Here is a 565-nt window from a genome sequence, read left to right as displayed (position 1 = left end):
ACACCAGACGCGTGGTGGCCGCTTCGTCGAGCGCGAGCAGGTGTTCGCCGTGGCCCGGCTGGGGATCGGCATTGCCCAGGGCGGTGGCGAGGCGCGTCGGTTCGTCCAGTTCCGCGAGCACGCCGCGCCACCAGGTTTCGCTCGCGCCTGCATCGCGGTGCGCGAGCCAGTCGATGTAGTCGCGGTAGCGGCCGCCTGCCGCCATCGGTGCGCGCCCATCGTAGTGCCGCAGCACATCGCCCATGAGCTGCGAGACGCTCCAGCCATCCATCAGCACGTGGTGGTGTGTCCAGATCAGGTGATGACGCCGTGCCGCTGTGCGCACCAGCGTCACGCGCTGCAGGGGCGGCCGGGCAAGGTCGAAGCCTTGCGAGAGGTCGTGTGCGGCGAGTGTGTCGAGTGCTTCGGTGTGGTCATTACGATCGGACCAGTCGTGCAGCGTGAAAGGCAGTGGCGCTTCGCGCGCAACCCACTGCAGCCAGCCCTCGCCCTGCTGCACGAAGCCCGTGCGCAGGATCGTGTGCTGCGCAGTCGCCGCTTCCCATGCTGCGCGAAAGCGCGTCAC

1 protein-coding gene is annotated in these 565 nt (G+C 68.8%); it reads right to left on the bottom strand.

All coding sequences use genetic code 11. The annotated features are described in order from the left end of the window. On the bottom strand, positions 1-565 hold a 565-nt coding region (locus U5775_RS38965), incomplete at both ends, for a condensation domain-containing protein (RefSeq protein ID WP_322063443.1).

Source organism: Paraburkholderia sp. J63 (assembly GCF_905220245.1).
Lineage (GTDB): Bacteria > Pseudomonadota > Gammaproteobacteria > Burkholderiales > Burkholderiaceae > Paraburkholderia.
Note: the sequence above shows the minus strand (reverse complement) of the source record. Positions and strands in the feature narration are given on the sequence as shown.